At 72.1% G+C, this 16,001-nt stretch carries 20 protein-coding genes and 1 tRNA gene; 12 read left to right on the top strand and 9 right to left on the bottom strand.

Annotated elements, in window-relative coordinates; genetic code table 11:
• The first annotated feature begins 5 nt into the window (after positions 1-5).
• Positions 6-80: transfer RNA gene (locus tag ACPWUT_RS10125), tRNA-Arg, on the top strand.
• A gap of 4 nt (positions 81-84) precedes the next feature.
• Here ACPWUT_RS10125 and ACPWUT_RS10120 read toward each other — a convergent pair.
• Entirely contained in the window at positions 85-552 is a 468-nt protein-coding gene (locus ACPWUT_RS10120; protein WP_425837191.1) for a hypothetical protein, read from the bottom strand.
• A 73-nt stretch (positions 553-625) separates the two neighbouring features.
• Entirely contained in the window at positions 626-1,282 is a 657-nt protein-coding gene (locus tag ACPWUT_RS10115; RefSeq protein ID WP_425837188.1) for an FMN-dependent NADH-azoreductase, read from the bottom strand.
• Positions 1,283-1,360: 78 nt separating this feature from the next.
• On the opposite strand from ACPWUT_RS10115, the gene ACPWUT_RS10110 reads away from it, so the two are divergent.
• On the top strand, positions 1,361-1,702 hold the full coding sequence (locus tag ACPWUT_RS10110; RefSeq protein WP_425837185.1) for a winged helix-turn-helix transcriptional regulator: 342 nt from the start codon (positions 1,361-1,363) through the stop codon (positions 1,700-1,702).
• A 46-nt stretch (positions 1,703-1,748) separates the two neighbouring features.
• Here the strand turns inward: ACPWUT_RS10110 and ACPWUT_RS10105 are convergent, their stop codons facing one another.
• Positions 1,749-2,000: a hypothetical protein gene (locus tag ACPWUT_RS10105; RefSeq protein ID WP_425837182.1), complete on the bottom strand. Its 252-nt coding sequence runs from the start codon at positions 1,998-2,000 to the stop codon at positions 1,749-1,751.
• A 183-nt stretch (positions 2,001-2,183) separates the two neighbouring features.
• Complete coding sequence (locus tag ACPWUT_RS10100) at positions 2,184-2,369, bottom strand: hypothetical protein (protein ID WP_284527757.1); 186 nt, start codon at positions 2,367-2,369, stop codon at positions 2,184-2,186.
• 148 nt (positions 2,370-2,517) lie between these two features.
• Here ACPWUT_RS10100 and ACPWUT_RS10095 point away from each other — a divergent pair, with 148 nt between their 5' ends.
• From ACPWUT_RS10095 to ACPWUT_RS10070, 6 genes are all read left to right on the top strand, one after another.
• Entirely contained in the window at positions 2,518-4,074 is a 1,557-nt protein-coding gene (locus ACPWUT_RS10095) for a carboxypeptidase regulatory-like domain-containing protein (RefSeq protein WP_425837179.1), read from the top strand.
• A gap of 134 nt (positions 4,075-4,208) precedes the next feature.
• Positions 4,209-7,088, top strand: coding sequence for an aminotransferase (locus tag ACPWUT_RS10090; protein WP_425837176.1), 2,880 nt, complete (start codon positions 4,209-4,211; stop codon positions 7,086-7,088).
• A 107-nt stretch (positions 7,089-7,195) separates the two neighbouring features.
• A complete protein-coding gene (locus tag ACPWUT_RS10085) occupies positions 7,196-8,182 on the top strand; it encodes an endonuclease/exonuclease/phosphatase family protein (RefSeq protein ID WP_425837173.1) in 987 nt (328 codons plus the stop codon).
• 108 nt (positions 8,183-8,290) lie between these two features.
• Positions 8,291-8,563 (top strand): hypothetical protein, encoded by a 273-nt coding sequence (locus tag ACPWUT_RS10080; RefSeq protein WP_425837170.1) that lies wholly within the window; start codon positions 8,291-8,293, stop codon positions 8,561-8,563.
• Positions 8,560-9,732, top strand: a complete 1,173-nt coding sequence (locus ACPWUT_RS10075) for an alcohol dehydrogenase catalytic domain-containing protein (RefSeq protein WP_425837168.1) — start codon at positions 8,560-8,562, stop codon at positions 9,730-9,732. The genes ACPWUT_RS10080 and ACPWUT_RS10075 overlap by 4 nt, the downstream gene beginning before the upstream one ends.
• Before the next feature lie 60 nt (positions 9,733-9,792).
• Positions 9,793-10,728 (top strand): alpha/beta hydrolase, encoded by a 936-nt coding sequence (locus ACPWUT_RS10070; RefSeq protein WP_425837165.1) that lies wholly within the window; start codon positions 9,793-9,795, stop codon positions 10,726-10,728.
• A 22-nt stretch (positions 10,729-10,750) separates the two neighbouring features.
• On the opposite strand, the gene ACPWUT_RS10065 is transcribed toward ACPWUT_RS10070, so the two are convergent.
• The 3 genes from ACPWUT_RS10065 to ACPWUT_RS10055 form a co-directional block, all read right to left on the bottom strand.
• Positions 10,751-11,710 (bottom strand): nicotinamide-nucleotide amidohydrolase family protein, encoded by a 960-nt coding sequence (locus ACPWUT_RS10065; RefSeq protein ID WP_425837162.1) that lies wholly within the window; start codon positions 11,708-11,710, stop codon positions 10,751-10,753.
• Positions 11,707-12,021 carry an ATP-dependent DNA ligase gene (locus ACPWUT_RS10060; RefSeq protein ID WP_284527753.1) on the bottom strand — a complete coding sequence of 105 codons (315 nt, stop codon included), beginning with the start codon at positions 12,019-12,021 and terminating at the stop codon, positions 11,707-11,709. Before ACPWUT_RS10060 ends, ACPWUT_RS10065 begins: the two co-directional genes overlap by 4 nt.
• A gap of 95 nt (positions 12,022-12,116) precedes the next feature.
• On the bottom strand, positions 12,117-13,058 hold the full coding sequence (locus ACPWUT_RS10055) for a helix-turn-helix transcriptional regulator (RefSeq protein ID WP_425837159.1): 942 nt from the start codon (positions 13,056-13,058) through the stop codon (positions 12,117-12,119).
• A gap of 233 nt (positions 13,059-13,291) precedes the next feature.
• Here ACPWUT_RS10055 and ACPWUT_RS10050 point away from each other — a divergent pair, with 233 nt between their 5' ends.
• Together ACPWUT_RS10050 and ACPWUT_RS10045 are read left to right on the top strand one after the other, a co-directional pair.
• The gene (locus ACPWUT_RS10050; RefSeq protein ID WP_425837156.1) at positions 13,292-13,744 is read left to right on the top strand and encodes an SRPBCC family protein; all 453 of its coding nucleotides are present in this window, start codon (positions 13,292-13,294) and stop codon (positions 13,742-13,744) included.
• A 72-nt stretch (positions 13,745-13,816) separates the two neighbouring features.
• Positions 13,817-14,311, top strand: coding sequence for a MarR family winged helix-turn-helix transcriptional regulator (locus tag ACPWUT_RS10045; RefSeq protein WP_284527750.1), 495 nt, complete (start codon positions 13,817-13,819; stop codon positions 14,309-14,311).
• 25 nt (positions 14,312-14,336) lie between these two features.
• On the opposite strand, the gene ACPWUT_RS10040 is transcribed toward ACPWUT_RS10045, so the two are convergent.
• Positions 14,337-14,810 (bottom strand): MarR family transcriptional regulator, encoded by a 474-nt coding sequence (locus tag ACPWUT_RS10040; RefSeq protein WP_425837153.1) that lies wholly within the window; start codon positions 14,808-14,810, stop codon positions 14,337-14,339.
• A gap of 128 nt (positions 14,811-14,938) precedes the next feature.
• On the opposite strand from ACPWUT_RS10040, the gene ACPWUT_RS10035 reads away from it, so the two are divergent.
• Both ACPWUT_RS10035 and ACPWUT_RS10030 read left to right on the top strand, forming a co-directional pair.
• The gene (locus tag ACPWUT_RS10035) at positions 14,939-15,271 is read left to right on the top strand and encodes a hypothetical protein (RefSeq protein WP_284527748.1); all 333 of its coding nucleotides are present in this window, start codon (positions 14,939-14,941) and stop codon (positions 15,269-15,271) included.
• Positions 15,268-15,603 (top strand): peptide ABC transporter permease, encoded by a 336-nt coding sequence (locus ACPWUT_RS10030; protein WP_425837150.1) that lies wholly within the window; start codon positions 15,268-15,270, stop codon positions 15,601-15,603. The genes ACPWUT_RS10035 and ACPWUT_RS10030 overlap by 4 nt, the downstream gene beginning before the upstream one ends.
• Positions 15,604-15,624: 21 nt before the next feature.
• On the opposite strand, the gene ACPWUT_RS10025 is transcribed toward ACPWUT_RS10030, so the two are convergent.
• Positions 15,625-15,963: a protein-L-isoaspartate carboxylmethyltransferase gene (locus ACPWUT_RS10025; RefSeq protein WP_425837147.1), complete on the bottom strand. Its 339-nt coding sequence runs from the start codon at positions 15,961-15,963 to the stop codon at positions 15,625-15,627.
• Between the last annotated feature and the right edge of the window lie 38 nt (positions 15,964-16,001).

The raw sequence follows: 16,001 nt of genomic DNA, 5'->3' as shown, positions 1-16,001 counted from the left end.
AGCCAGCCTCTGTAGCTCAATGGAAGAGCAGTTCCGTCCTAAGGAAACGGTTGGGGGTTCGAGTCCCTCCAGGGGCACCACAGCTCACACAGTCTCGCCTCTCCCCGGCGCGACCGCCCGGGCGACGATGAGCGCGGCGGGGATGTGCCCCGCGGCCAGCGCGGCGGCCGAGGCGGCGATCCAGGGGTTGCCGAGCCACCCCGCGGCGCTGAAGAAGACGATCACCGGCAGGATCGCCATCGGGACGGGCACGGTCCACAGCGATCCGTAGAGCGCTGTCAGCGGCCGGCCCGTGAGCAGGTAGCGCACCCAGAGCGCGTAGTAGGCGGCCAGCGCGATGGTGAGGGGAATCAGCCAGCCTGCGGCGACGGTGCCGGGCGCGGTAATCGCGGGCACGACGAGGCAGGCGGCCTGGCCGGCGCGTTCGAGCCACGTCAGGGCGACCGGCACGTGCACGGCGGGAAGAGGCGGGCGCGGCGGGAGCCGGATCAGCAGCAGGCTGGGCGCCAGCACGGCGAGCCCGACGGCCAGCCCATACCCGGAGAACCCCACGCCGGGAACGTACCCCGTCGCCCTCCCGCCCGCCCCGGGCGGCGGCCGTGAAAGACCGCCGCCCCGGCTGGCGTCAGGCGGCCGACTCGCCCTTCGTGGCGGCGAGCTCGCGGCCGTAGGCGACGGCTTCGACCTCGGCCTTGGCCTTCAGTGCGGCGGCGGCATCCGCGAAGGCATCGAGCGCCGGGTTCACGCCGACGAGGGTGAACGGGCGCTCGACGACGCGCAGGTCGAGGCCCCAGACGTCCTCGAGCACGCGGCGGAGCCATCCGGTCGAGTGGTCCCAGCCTTCCTTCGGGGTGCCGGGTGCGTAGTTGCCGCCGAGCACGGTGACGAGAGTGGCGGGCTTGCCGCGCAGCGCCGTTCCCTGCGGGTCGATGCGCGGGTCGGTGTAGGCCAGGTCGAACCATGCCTTGAAGTGCTGCGAGACGCCGTAGTTGTAGAGCGGCACGGCGAACAGCAGCGCGTCGGCGGCGATGAGCTCGTCGGCGAACGTCGTCGCGAGGCTCAGCGCCTCGCGCTGACGGTCGGTGCGGTCGGCCTCCGCGGCGAACTTCGCGGTGACGACGTCCGCCCAGGCGGTCGCGGGGACCGGGTCGGCGCCGAGGTCGCGACGCGTCACGGTCGAGTCGGGGTGGGCGGCGACCCACTCCTGCTCGACGAGGTCGGCGAGCGAACGGCTGGCGCTCGACGCGGGGAGGATGCTGGCATCCAGGCGGAACAGCGACATGACACTCCAATCAAGAAATCCGAGTCGCTAAGAAAAACAGAGCGACTAGCGAGACTCTAGCACGGGTAATCTGGGGTCATGCCCGAGTCGACGACGAATGGTGAGCACGCTGAGTGCGATGCCGCGGTGACGCTCGCCTTCTCGGTGCTGGGCAAGCGGTGGAACGGCATGATTCTGTCGTCGCTGGGCGCGGGCGCCACGACGTTCGTCGGTCTGCGACGCGCCGTGTCCGGCATCAGCGACACGGTGCTGTCGGATCGCCTGGCGGAGCTGACCGCGGCCGGACTCGCCGAGCGCGCGGTCGACGCCGGCCCCCCGATCGCGGTGGCGTACGAACTCACCGACGCCGGCCGTCGCCTGCTTCCCGTGCTCGACCAGCTCGGCGCCTGGGCCCGTGAGAACCTGGCCCCCGCCCCCTGACGGGCTCGCGCCCGTCTCCGCCGTGCGAATGTGGCGCGACTGAGGGTCAACCGCGCGAGGAGACCCGCTTCTGCGCCACTTTCATCGGGCTGCGGGCGCCGATGGCACGAAGGCTTGCCAGCCATACGACAGGGCCGGCCACGGGAACGAGTGTGATCAGCAAGATCGAGCCCCAGAGTCCCTCCGTTCGTCGACGTGCGACCAGTACGATCAGCGCAACGCCAGCGAGCAACACGTGGGCCGTGAGCACGCCGGCCCACACGACGTCGATCAGCGTGGGGAGGAGCGGGTTCACCATCGCACACGTTTCCTCATTCAAGGGCCCAATCCGGTTCACAAGAGCATCTCATGAATGCCTCCTCGACCGCAGCATCCCCGTGACGGCTCGATCCGGGCGCACGAATGTGGCGCAAATGGGGGTCACATCACGCGGGAAGCCCCCAGATGCGCCACATTCGCCGAGCGCCGGGCCAGGCGGGGCTCAGGGGCGGGCGGGGAGAGGGGGCCAGACCACCAGCAGGAAGGCGGCGATCGGGCCGAGGAAAGCGGTCAGGAGGAACCAGACCCAGGGTGAGCGGTTGCGGGTGCGGGCCAGCCCGCCGGCGAGGATCGCCACCGACAACCACATGGCCGACACGAGAGTGGTGAGAGAGGTCAGTTCCTGCATCCCTCGACCCTAGCCACGCGCGGCGACCGGCCGCGCCGCACGACCGCCGCGGGCCGAGGATCCGTGCTTGTCGGCGCGCGCGACCAGCCGATAGCGTGAGCCTGTTGTCGCGCGCTGCTGGGGAGCGCGGCCGCTTCTGGGGGAAGCAATGAACGCACTCGCGCGCGCGAAGTCCACGGTCATCACGGTGGCGGCGGTCGCACTGGCCTCGCTGATCGTTTCGGGATCGGCGGTCGCGGCATCGGCGGCCGACACCGCGTCGATCTCGGGCACGGTGCGCGACGAGGGCGCTGCGCCGATCGCCGGCGTTCGTGCCGAGCTGTACGCGGAGATGTCGTGGGGCTGGGGCTATGTCACGAGCACCCTCACGAACGCCTCGGGCGGCTTCTCCTTCCCGGGCCTTCCGTCCGACGACTACACGATCTCCTTCGCCCCGGGCGAGGGTCAGAACTACCTGCCCGAGTGGTGGGACGACAAGCCCGACCGTGACGCGGCTGCGACGATCTCCCTCGCCGGAGGCCACACGCGCACCGGACTCGTCGCCACACTGGCGACCGGCGCCTCGATCAGCGGCACGGTGTCCACCACCTATCTCTCCGGCGGACCGAGCGCGATCGCGGCCGTCTGCGCGGTCGGCCGGACCACCGACGCCAACGCGTGCGACTTCGAGGTGGATGCCGACGGCTCGTACACGCTCGCCGGTCTCCCGGCCGACGACTACACGATCGCGTTCGGCGGCGAGGGCGGCTGCGGCGAGTACGAGGTGGGCGACGAGTGGCTGTGGTCGTGCCGTCGCGCGGTGTACTGGTCGCAGAAGCCCAGTGCGCAGTCGGCCACCGTCCTGACGCTCGCCGACCACGAGCAGCGCACCGGCGTGGACCAGGACTTCGACTACGCCGACGGCGTCCTCATCTACCCGAGGATCACGGGCACGCCGGCAGTCGGCAAGACGCTCACCGCAGCCCGCGGATCCTGGGATGCCGGCACGACGGTGCGTTTCCAGTGGCGGGCGGACGACGTGCCGATCGACGGAGCGGCGAGCTCGAAGCTCACCCTCACCGCATCGCAGCTCGGCAAGCGGATCAGCGTGTCCGTCTTCGGCCGCACCCGTCCGGCCGAGACGCCCGACTCCTACGACACATGGGAGAGCACCGGCTGGACCATGGACGACAAGGTCGCCGCGGGGACGCTGGTGGCGGCGAAGCCGGCCGTCTCGGGGACGGTCGCCGTGGGGAGCACGCTCGCGGTGAAGCGCGGCACGTGGTCCCGCGGGACGTCCTTCTCCTACCGCTGGTACGCGAACGGCGTCGCCATCTCGAAGGCGACCGGGTCGACGTTCACGCTGACGAAGGCGCAGGCGGGCAAGAAGATCTCGGTGAAGGTGACGGGGTCGAAGAAGGGGTACGCCTCCCGGTCGGTGACGTCCTCGGCGACGGCGAAGGTGATGACGGCTGGGAAGCCGTCGATCAGCGGGACGGTCGCGGTCGGCAAGAAGCTGACGGCGAAGCCGGGTGCGTGGACGAAGGGGACGACGTTCACGTACCGGTGGTACGCGAATGGGAAGGCCATCAGCAAAGCGACGACCTCGACGCTGAGCCTGTCGTCGTCGCTGCGGGGCAAGAAGATCACGGTGAAGGTCACGGGGAAGAAGTCCGGCTACGCGACGGTGACGAAGGCCTCGAAGACCACCGCCCGCGTCCGCTGACACGCGACCGGAGCACCGTCGTCCCCCGGACGTCGGTGCCGGCGCGCGCCGTGCCATGATCGACGTCAGCACGGCCGCACGCCCCACCCGGCGGGCGGCGCGCAGCCGGCTGCCTGCGAAAGAGAGGTCCCCGCGTGTCCGACAGCCCCTCGTCGTACGGGATGAGCCGCCCCGACGTCGGCGCCGACGGCATCCCCGTGTTCGCGCGGGAGCGGTTCGGCCTCGACGCCTCGGTCTCGGAGCTCGGCAGCAACCAGGACCGCAACTTCCTGCTCGCGGGTGCGGACGGTCGGCGCCACCTGCTCAAGGTCGACAACCCCGTCTTCCGGGCCGAGGAGATCGAGGCGCAGACCCGCGGGCTCCAGCACCTCGCCGCGCACGGTGTGCTCGCCCCCGAGCCGGTGCCGGGGGTCGACGGTGCGATGCTCCAGCCGCTCGACACCCCTGCCGCCGCGTACCGCGCACGGCTGCTCACCTTCGTCGAGGGCGCCCCCCTGGCCGACGCGGTGCGGCTCGGCCACCACGATGCGCGGCGCCTCGGCGCCCTCGGCGCGCGTCTCGATGCGGCGCTCGTCGACTTCGCCCATCCGGGCCTCGACCGGCACCTCCAGTGGGACATGCGCCGCAGTCGCGCCGTCATCGACGAGCTGCTGCCGTCCGTGACCGACACGGCGCTGGCGGAACGCCTGCGCCGCGCGGCCGAGACGGCGTGGGAGCGCGTGCAGGCGGTCGCGAGCGGCCTGCCGGTCGCCCCGATCCACGGCGACCTGACGCCCGACAACGTGGTGCGCACCGCCGACGACCGGCTCGCGGTGATCGATTTCGGCGACCTCGCGCTCGGCTGGCGGGTGGCCGAGATCGCGGTCACGGCGTCGGGGCTGCTCACCCGTGCGGACGGCGACGCCGCGCTCGCCCTGAGCGCCGTCCAGGCGTACGCCGAGATCGTGCCGCTGACACCGGACGAGGTCGCGGCGCTGTGGCCGCTGGTCGTGCTGCGCGGGTGCGTGCTCGTGGTCAGCGGCATGCATCAGGGCGCCCTCGACGCCGACAACGACTACGTGCAGGAGCGGCTCGCCGAGGAGCTCGGCGTGTTCGAGACCGCGGTGTCGGTCGACATCGACCTGGCCGCCGCGACGATCGCGGGTCTGCTGGGCCACGACGCCGCACCGCCGCCGGCCGGGCCGTTCACGCCGATGATCGATGCCGCGGCCGTCATGATCGACCTCGCGCCCGAGAGCCCGCTCATGGCGGGCGGCGTCTGGCGGGACGGAGACGGGGCCAGAGAGCGCCTGATCGCCGCGCATCGCAGCCCTTCCGGCGCAGTCGCGCTGCCGCACGGCAGACCCGACCTGACCCGGGCGCAGCCGCTCGGCGACGCGCCGCCGTCGAATGTGCCGCTGGGTGTGGCCGTCGATCTGCCGCCCGGCACGATCGTCCGCGCTCCCAGTGACTCAGAGGTCACCGAGGTCGCGCCCGACGCTCTCGTGCTGAGGTTCGCGGGCACGGCGGTGCGGGTGCACGGCGTCGCCCCCGGCGTCTCCGCCGGCCGGGTCTCCGCCGGCGAGGCGCTCGGGCGCACCGCCGGGCGCTTGCGTGTCGTGTGGAGCCCGGCGGCCGCGCCCCAGCCGCCGGAGTGGGCTGCCGAGCCGTGGGCCACCGGCTGGCGGCGCCTCACCCACGACCCCGCGGCGCTTCTCGGCCTTCCCGCCCTGACACCGTCGCCGACCGCGCGCGCCGAGGGGGAGCGGAAGGCGCGCGTGTTCGCCGCCGCCCAGGAGCACTACTACGCGCAGCCGCCCCTCATGGTCCGCGGCTGGCGCAGCCACCTGATCGACTCGACCGGACGTCCCCACCTCGACATGGTCAACAACGTGTCGAGCATCGGCCACGCCCATCCCCGGCTCACGGCCGCCGTGGCGCGGCAGCTGGACACTCTCAACACCAACTCGCGGTTCCTGTATCCGCAGATCGCGCAGCTCAGCGAGCGTCTGCTGGCGACCATCCCGTCTGGCGACTTCGACACCGTCCTGCTCGTCAACAGCGGCACCGAGGCGGTCGACCTCGCGCTGCGGCTCGCCATGATCGCCACCGGACGACGCGACGTCGTCGCGGTGCGGGAGGGCTATCACGGCTGGACCTACGCGGCGGACGCGGTGTCGACCTCGGCCTTCGACAACCCGCACGCGCTGGACTCCCGCCCCGACTGGGTGCACATCGCCGACGCCCCCCACCCCCTCCGCGGGGTGCATCGCGGGCCCGCCGCCGGGGAGGCGTACCTCCGCGACCTCCGCGCGCAGCTGCAGGGGCTCGTGGACGCGGGCCGCCCGCCCGCCGCGTACATCGCCGAACCGGTCCACGGCAACGGCGGGGGAGTGATCCCGCCCGCGGGCTACGTCGCCGGGGCCTACGAGGCGGTGCGGGAGATCGGCGGGCTCGCGATCGCCGACGAAGTGCAGGTGGGGCTCGGCCGACTCGGGCGATCCTTCTGGGGCTTCCTCGATCAGGGCGCCGTGCCCGACATCGTCGTGACGGCCAAGGCCCTCGGCAACGCCTACCCCGTCGGCGCCGTGATCACCCGTCGCGAGATCGCCGACGCGCTCGGGCGCGAGGGGCAGTTCTTCTCCTCCGCCGGCGGCGCTCCGGCCTCGTGCGCGGCCGCGCTCGCCGTGCTGGACGTGCTCGAGGACGAAGCGCTGGTCGACAACGCCCGCGTCGTCGGCGACCAGCTGCGGCGCGACCTGGAGGCGCTCGCCGACCGTCATCCGCTCATCGGCGCGCTCCACGGCACCGGGCTCTATCAGGGGGTCGAGCTCGTCACCGACCACGAGGCGCTGACCCCCGCGGTGTGGCAGACGGCCGCGGTGTGCGAGCGCATGCGGGAGCGCGGCGTCATCGTGCAGCCCACGTCGGAGCGCCAGAACGTCCTCAAGATCAAGCCGCCGCTCACCCTCACGAGCGAGGAGGCGTCGTACGTGGTGCGCATGCTGGACCTCACGCTGGAGGAGATCGGCTGACCGCGCCGCGTCCCGGTCCGTGCTCGCACGACCTCGGGCCCGTGCGATACGCTCCGGGCATTCCTGCTCGTGCGACGGGGCACCTTCCTCCCGAAGGGACGGCGCCCATGACCACATCCGCTGCGCGGCTGCGCACCCTGCTCGGCGGCGTGTTCGCCGTCGCGCTGGCGCTGGTCGGGGTCGCTTCGATCGCCTACCTCGGCGGCCTCGTGCTGGGCGTCGGGTCGCGATGGGGCCTGTTCGCGGGTGCGCTCGCGCTTCCTCGGGTGGTGCTCGCGGTGCTCACGGCGCTGGCGCTCGCGACCCTCCTGTTCGCCTGGGCGGCCGGGATCCGGCGGCGGACCTTCCTGATCGGGGGCGGCGCGCTCGTGACGGTGCTCGCCGTCGCGCTCGTGGTGCACGTCGTGATCGTCGCGCCGACCCGCACGGTCGCACAGCTCCCGGTCGCGGCCGGCAAAGACGCGATCCGCGTGCTCGCATGGAACGTGCGGCACGGAGACGTCGACGCGGCCGCACGCGCCCGGCTGGTGCGCGACACGGCCGCCGACGTCGCCGTGTTCCCCGAGCTCACGATGGAGCAGGCCACCGCCGGCGGCGTTCCCGACGGCTACCAGCTGCTCGGACAGCCCGGGATCGCGATCGTCGTCCTCGTCGCCGATCGCCTCGGCCCGTACCGCGTCGTCGACGCCGACGACGGCGGAACCGGCATCGTGCTCGCTCCCGACGACCCCGATGCCGCCCTGCCGCGCATCGTCGCCGTCCACGTGATGCGGATCTCGCTCAGCTGGGGCAGCCGGATGTGGACCGACGGCCTCGACTGGGTGGCCGAGCAGTGCGCGGCCGACGACGTCATCGCGCTCGGCGACTTCAACGCGAGCGTCCGGAACATGCCGGGCGGGCGCCTCGGGGGGTGCGCGACGGTCGAGGGCCTGGCGCCGTCGTGGCCGACGTCGGTGTCCCCCCGGTGGGGAGGGGCGATCGACCACATCATGGTCGCTCCGGACCGGCGCGCGTCCTACGCGGCGACCCTGGAGGTGCCGGGAGCGTCCACCGACCACCGGCCGGTCTTCGCCGAGGTGGTGCGCGCGGACTGAGGGATACGCTCCCGCGGACGGCCGTCCGGCGGCGCGGTCCCGTAGCCCGTGCGCCGCCGCGGGGCAACCCCCTCGCCGCGCGCACCGGCGCCGAGGAGGGTGGGCCGCATGACCACCGACTCCGATCTCCCCGCCGGCAGTGCGGACATCCCCTCCGCCGACCTCCCCGACGACGCCTTCCAGCCCGAGACGCAGGGCGCCGATCCCGTCGACGCCGAACTGGGCGAGGACGGTCAGGGCGACCTCGCCCCCGAGGACCTCGGCGACGAGCGACCCGGCGACGACTCCGAGGCGGAGGCGACGCCGCAGGACCTGCGGACCGAGCTTCCGGGCGACGCGTCCGATCCCGCCGCCGGCATTCCCCCCGTGGGCAGCGCATGAAGGCCCTGACCTGGCAGGGGCGCCGCAAGGTCGAGGTGCTCGAGGTCCCCGATGCGCGCCTCCAGAAGACCACCGATGCGATCATCCGCGTCACCTCCACCGCGATCTGCGGATCCGACCTCCACCTGTACGAGCTGTTCGGCGCCTACCTGGACCGGGGCGACATCCTCGGGCACGAGACGATGGGCGTCGTCGAGGAGGTCGGCAGCGACGTGCACACCCTCCGGGTGGGGCAGCGCGTCGTCATCCCGTTCAACATCGCCTGCGGCGAGTGCTTCATGTGCGAGCGGGGACTCCAGTCCCAGTGCGAGACGACGCAGGTGACCGAGTACGGCTCGGGCGCATCGCTGTTCGGGTTCACGAAGCTGTACGGGCAGGTCCCGGGCGGCCAGGCAGAGTACCTGCGCGTGCCCCTCGCCGACTACAACACCATCCCGGTCGGCGACGATCTCCCCGACGACCGCTACCTGTTCCTGAGCGACATCCTTCCGACGGCCTGGCAGGGCGTGAACTACGCGCACGTGCCCGAGGGCGGGACTCTCGCCGTGGTCGGGCTGGGACCGGTGGGGCAGTTCGCCGCCCGCATCGGCCGTCACCACGGCTACGACGTGATCGGCGTCGACCCGGTGCCCGAGCGGCGCGCCCTCGCGGAGCGTCACGGGATCCGGTCGGTCGGCGATGAGCACGCCGTGGATGCGATCCGTGACGCGACCGCCGGCCGCGGCGCCGATGCGGTGGTCGACGCCGTCGGGATGGAGGCGCACGGCAACCCCGTGGTCGCAGCCGCCCACCATGCGATCGGATCGCTCCCCGGCGCGATCGCGCAGCCTCTCATGGAGACGGCGGGTCTCGACCGGACGGCGGCGCTCATGAGCGCGATCGACATGGTGCGACGCGGCGGAACGGTCTCCATCAGCGGCGTGTACGCGGGCGAGGCCGACCCGATGCCCATGAAGACCCTGTTCGACAAGCAGGTGACCCTGCGGATGGGGCAGTGCAACGTGAAGCGCTGGACCGACATGCTGATGCCGCTCGTCGAGGCGGACGACGATCCGCTCGGCACCGAGGACCTCGTCACCCATCGCCCGCATCTCGCGGACGCCGCGGCGCACTACGACCTCTTCCAGAAGAAGGCCGACGGCTGCATCAAGGTCGTCCTCCAGCCCTGACGGAGCGGTTCGGCCGAGCCGGGCGGAGGGGGAGGGCCGCGTCGGCGCTAGCATCCAGGCATGCCCCTCCACCCGACTCTGCGCGCCCATCTCGATGAGCTCAACCCGCGTGCCGAGGAGGCAGCCCGCGCGGGCGTCGTGGCGACCCCGGAATCGGCGCGCGCCGCGCTGGCCGCGCTCGCCGGGTTCGCGGCGGCCCCGGTCGACGTGGCACGGGTGGATGACGCGGTCATCGCCGGGGTGCCCGTGCGACGCTACGTACCCGTGCCCGACGAGGAGCGCGACGTCGTCCTGTTCGTCCACGGCGGCGGCCATCTCGCCGGCGACCTCGACGTGTACGACTTCTCCGCGCGGCGGACCGCGGCCGCGACCGGGATGGTGGTCGTGTCGGTGGACTACCGGCGAGCACCCGAGGCGCCGTTCCCGGCGGGGCTGACCGACGTCTACGCGGTGCTGCGCGCGCTCCCGGAAGGAATCGACGGGATCCCGACGACCGGGCACGTGCACGCGATGGCCGATTCCGGCGGCGCCGCCAAGGTGGCATCGATCGCGATGCGCGTCGCCGCGGGCGAGTGGATCTCGCCCATCCGGCGCCAGGTGCTGCTCTACCCCAGCCTGGACTACACGATGAGCGGCGCGAGCCTGCGCGAGCTCGGGACGGGTCACCTGCTGACGGCGGAGCGGGTCGCGTGGTACTTCGACCACTACTTCCCGGCGGACGCCGACAGGCGCGCCGCGTCGCCGCTGTCCGGGCCGTACGCGGCCGACATGCCCGAGACGCTCGTGATCGCGGCCGAATACGACCCGCTGCGCTCGGAGGCCGAGGAGTACGTCGCGCGGGCCCGGGCGGCCGGTGCGCCCGTGAGCCTGGTCGTCGCGCCGGGGATGATCCACGCGTTCGCGTTCTTCGAGACGCTGATCCCGCACGAGACCGACAGGCTGTACGGCATCGTCGGGCGCTTCCTCCGCGAGGGCGTGGCACCCGGCGCGTGGTGAGCGCGCGCCGGGTACTCGCAGGTCAGCGCAGCTGCTTGCGTAGGAACACCTGCGCCGTGCCGTCGCCCTGGTCGATCCGCTCCGTCTCGACGTAGCCGCAGCTGCGGTACAGGCGCAGGTTCGCCTCGCTGAGGCTCCCGGTGAACAGCTCCGCCTCGGCGGCCGTGCTGGCTGCTTCGGCCCGTGCGAGCAGGCGGCGGCCGATTCCCTCGCCCTGCATGTCCGGCGCGATGGCGATCCGGCCGATCAGCAGCACGTCGTCCGCCTCCCGGCAGCTGAGCGCACCCACGAGCCGGCCGTGCCGGCGTGCGACCCACCCCTGACCGCCGGAGATGTCCGCTTCCAGCTGCTCGAGGGTCTGGGTCAGGGGCGCCGTGTCGGCGGCGCCGTAGATCTGCGCCTCGCTGACGAAGGCGGCGCGCTGCACGGTGAGCACCTCGCCCGCGTCGGCCACGCGCATCGGCTCGATGCGGATGCCGTCCGCGGGGCGCTCGGTCGCGCCGGTGGCCGACCCGTCGAGCGCGCTGCGGATCGCCTCGACGGCGGCCCTCACGCTCTGCTCGACCACGTCGGCCGGATCGCCGTCGAAGCGGTGTGAGGCGGTCTCGACGCCGGCCGCGGTGGCGATCCCGAGGTGCACCTCGCCCGCGGGGTGGCTGCCTTCGGGGTCGGGTCCCCCGACGCCGGTGACCGAGACGCAGACGTCGACGCCGAGGAGGGTCCGTCCCCCCGTGGCGAGCTGCGCGGCGCAGTCCGGCGTGGCCGGGTCGGTGCCCGGTGCCACGCCCAGCACCGCTTCCTTCGTGGACATCTGGTAGGCGACGACGGCGCCGCGGAACCACCCGGCGGCGTCGCTGCCGCGGCCGAGCGCGCTGGCGACCGCACCGCTGGTCAGGGATTCGACGGCGCCGACGGTGGCGCCGAGGTCCTGCACGCGGCGGGCGATCTGCTCGACCGTCGCCTCGACCGGATCCACGCTCATGGGCGGTCGTCCTCCGGCTCCGGCTCGGGGATCGCCGAGAGGCCCGCCGGCGAATGCGTGGCGGCCGACAGCGCATCGAGCCACGCGCGGTTGAGGCGCTGCGGGCGGTGACGGTCGAAGGTGAACGCCAGGCTCGATGCGGGCGACATCCACACGGACGTGCGCCCGCCGCCGTCGTCGAGCGGATTGGCCCAGGTGAAGGTGAACGGCTCCCGTCGCCGCAGCTTGTCGCCGATCACCACCTGGAGATGCGCGAGTGTGCGGTCGTCGATGACGAAGCGCACGGCGCCGTCGTATACCAGTCTGCCCATATGTCCGCTCCCAGACCACGATGACCGCGCTTCGACCCCCCGCTCCACCGATGTCCGTGCAGCGAAGGGGAGGTCCCCCCGGCGAACCGGGCGGCTCATCGGTGCGCGCGCAGCGTCTGCGCGGGGTTCACGCCGTATGCCGCGCGGTAGTGGGCGGCGAAGCGCGAGGGGTGCTCGAAGCCCCAGCGACGGGCGATCTCGGCGACGGTTCCGCCCTCGGGGTCCGAGAGGCTCCGGTGCGCCCCCGACAGGCGGGCACGGCGCAGCCACTCCGTGGGCGTCGTGTCCACCGCGCGCCGGAAGGCGTACTGCAGGCCTCGCGTGGAGATCCCGGCGGCGAGGGCGACGTCGTCCACGGTGATGGGCTCGTGCGCGTGCTCCTCGATGAAGGCCATCGCCCGGCGCACCGTGGCGGGGGCCGCGCGACGCTGCGCGGACCGCGCCGAGCGCTCCAGGAAGGCGGGGGAGTAGGTGGTCAGCGTCGCGTGGACCGCGTGGCGCCGCAGCTCCGCCTCGGCGAGGCTCCCGGGACCCTCGTCGTCGGCGAGGAGCATCTCGGCGATGTAGCGGTACGTGCGCTGCCAGTGGCGCGCGGCGGCGTCGCTCACCGGGCGCGCATCCCACGGACCCAGCCACAGCGAGTCGTCGCCGCTGATGCGACGGGCCGACAGCTCGACCAGGCGCCGGTCGAAGACCAGCGCGTGCACGCGGGCGCGGCCGTCCCAGCGCGCGCGGATCGGACGTCCCGCGCTCACCCACGGATGGCGGGTGTCCAGCGGGCCGTGCTCGTCCCACGCGCCGCCGTCAGCGGTCAGGACCCGGCACACCATCACCTGGTCGACCGCGTCGACGGCCGCGCGCACCGACGCCTCCAGGTCGTAGGCGACGACCGTCATCCCCTCGAGCGTCGACGACGTCCAGTCGAATGCGAAGCGCTGCGGATCGACGCGATGCAGCCGCGACGACGGCACGACCGTCTGCCAGGTCTCCTCCACGGCATCCGGTCCCGCTGTGCGAAGTCGCCATCGTTCCGCCACCTACAGCCACCTACACACACACGTATCCATTGCATCGAAAATAAAGCCGGTCGTAAAGATGCGGGTAGGGGGTTGACATCGGATCGACGGCTGTGATCGCCGTACCGGCGCCGCCGCTCGCCTCCTCGACACAAGCGTTCGCCGATGTCAATGGGGATTCGCGAATCCGGCCGTTCCCGAAGACTCGTTATCCCGTCGGTCGACCGGCCGGCGGCACGAGAGGAGTCATCCGCATGGCGAACATCACCCAGAGCATCGACGTCGAGGTTCCCGTCACGACGGCATACAACCAGTGGACGCAGCTCGAGGAGTTCCCGCAGTTCCTGAGCTTCGTCGACACGGTCACCCAGATCGACGACGTCACCAACCGCTGGGTCGTCACCATCGGCGGCGTCCAGCGGGAGTTCCTCACCAAGATCACCGAGCAGCACCCCGACGAGCGCGTCGCCTGGAACAGCGTCGACGGCGAGGTCGACCACGCGGGCGTGGTCACCTTCCACCGGCTCAGCGACACGACCACGCGCGTCACGGTGCAGCTCGACTGGAACCCGGAGGGCCTGCGCGAGAAGCTCGGCGCCGTGCTCGGCATGGACGACCACGCCGTCAAGAAGGAGCTCGGGGAGTTCAAGTCGTTCATCGAGTCCCGCGGCGGCGAGACCGGCTCGTGGCGGGGCGACGTGGCCTGAGGTGGGTGCGGGCGGGGTCTGCCTTCGCGGCAATCCCGCCCTCCCGCTGTCCATGGGGGAGAATGGATGATCGTGACCGGGGGGACAGAGAGCACCGCGTCGTATTGGTACGACGAGGCGGACGGCGCGCGCAGCACGGCGGTGCTGGAGGCGATGCGCTCCTATCGCGCCGCCGAGGTGGCGATGCGCCGGCGCACGCAGCAGGCGATGGACATGGGCGAGAACGAGCTGCTGGTCCTGCGCTACCTGGCGCGCGCGCGGCGGCGCGACGAGCCCGTGACGCCGGTGAGCCTCAGCCGTTACCTCGGCATCACGTCCGCGTCGACCACGGCGCTGCTGGACCGGCTCGCCAAGAGCGGCCACATCACCCGCATGCCCAATCCCGATGACCGGCGGAGCGTCATCATCACCTCGAGCGAACTCGCCGAGGAGGAGATCCGTCACACCCTGTCCTCGATGCACGGTCGCATGATGGACGTCGTGCGCTCGATCAGTGCGGAGGACCGCGAGACGATCGTCCGGTTCCTCGACGCGCTGCGCGAGGCCGTCGACGAGATCGACGCCTGACCGGCGTCAGCCGACCGCCGCGTCGTCAGCGGCGCGGACCGGTGGCCGTGGCGTCGGCGGCCTCGGCCAGCGCCGTCAGATAGGCGATGACATCGTGCCGCTCGACGTCGCCGAGGTTCGACGTGAGGTCGAGGAGGCGCTGTTCGAAGGCGTCGTGGGTGCTTGCGATCCGCTCGGCGGCCAGGTCGGTGGCTGCGACGAGGATGCTTCGCCGGTCGGTCGGGTGACTGACGCGCTCGACCATGCCGGCACGTTCCAGGCGGTCGATGAGCGCCGTGGTCGACGCCGAGCTGATGCCGAGATGGCGTGAGATCTGACTGGGCATCACCTCGTGCTCGTCCGAGCGCTCACGGAGCAGGTAGCGGATGATCGCGATCTCGTTGTCGCTCATCCCCGTCTCCGAGCGGATGCGCAGCGCCATGGCGGAGTCGGCGTCGCGGAAGCGATGGTAGGCGGCGAGCACGGCGCCGACGCTCTCGTCGAGCTCGATGTCAGTCATGGTCACCTCCGATGTCCGATACCTCTCGAAGATACACAATACAGGCCGTGAAGTATCTTGCTTGACTAACTACTTTTTTTGTGAGTAACCTTTCAGGCAAGTTAGTTCGCTTGAAAGGGAGTCACACGATGGGTTACCTCTACTACGGCAACAGCACCGAGCCGATCGAGATCCCGGACCGCGTGCTCGCGCACCTCAAGGTCGTCGCGGCCACCAAGCTGCGCCGCTCCGAGAGCTTCACGGTCTCGTGGAACAAGGCGGAGGACTCCGAAGCCCGCACCACGATCTGGCTGCAGGCGGCGATCCCGCTGCGCTTCGAGCTCGGCCGCACCGAGCCCATCGACCGCCGCTACCTCGAGGAGATGGCCCAGGCCGCCACGTCCTCGGCGGGCGTCTTCGTCGACCTGGCCGCCGAGGCGACCGCGTCGCAGCCGGTCGCGGACCTGAGGCGGGTGGCATGAGCGCCCCGGTCCTCGAACTCGTCCCCGCCCGCGCCACGTGGGCGCACGTGGAGTCCGGCTTCCACGTCGCCTCCCGCGCCGGCGAGTTCCTCGGCTACGTCGAGCAGTGGCGCGACGGCTCCTTCCTCGCGTTCGACGGGCGTTCGACGCCCGTGGGCCGCTACGACACCCTGAAGGAGGCCCAGCGCGCCGTCCTGTCGGTGCCGACGACGCCTCCGCCCGACGCGCGGACGCGCCGGGTCACCCGCACGCTCCGTCGTGCCGCCGTCGTCAGCGGTGTCGTCGCGGGAGGACTGGCACTCACCGCGGGAGCGGTCGCTCCCTACCTCTGACCGCTCGGGCGGTCGGACCCCTCAGCGGGACGCGAGGATCTCGTCGGTCTTCCGCTGGAGGAACTCGCAGAGCCGGGCGAGCGTGCCGAGGTCGTGCGACAGGGCGGCGACACCGTCGCTGTCGAGATCGAAGCCATCGTGGCGCGGCTCGAAGGTCACCACCCACGTGGGAACGCCGTCGCGCACCACGGGCTGGATGTAGGTGACGGTGGAGGCGGTTCGCAGAGAGACCACGACCAGTCCGGAGTCGGGACCGGCGGTGAAGTCCTTCTCGAGGACGGACACGGCGGTCTCGAGGTTCTCCTGCTGGCGGAACTCGTCCACCCAGCCCTCGACCGTCGCCTGATCGCGGTACGGCATGCCACCTCACTCGACTCGACGGGTGCCCATGCGGCACC

Source organism: Microbacterium sp. PA5, assembly GCF_049860775.1.
GTDB lineage: Bacteria > Actinomycetota > Actinomycetes > Actinomycetales > Microbacteriaceae > Microbacterium.
Note: the sequence above shows the minus strand (reverse complement) of the source record. Positions and strands in the feature narration are given on the sequence as shown.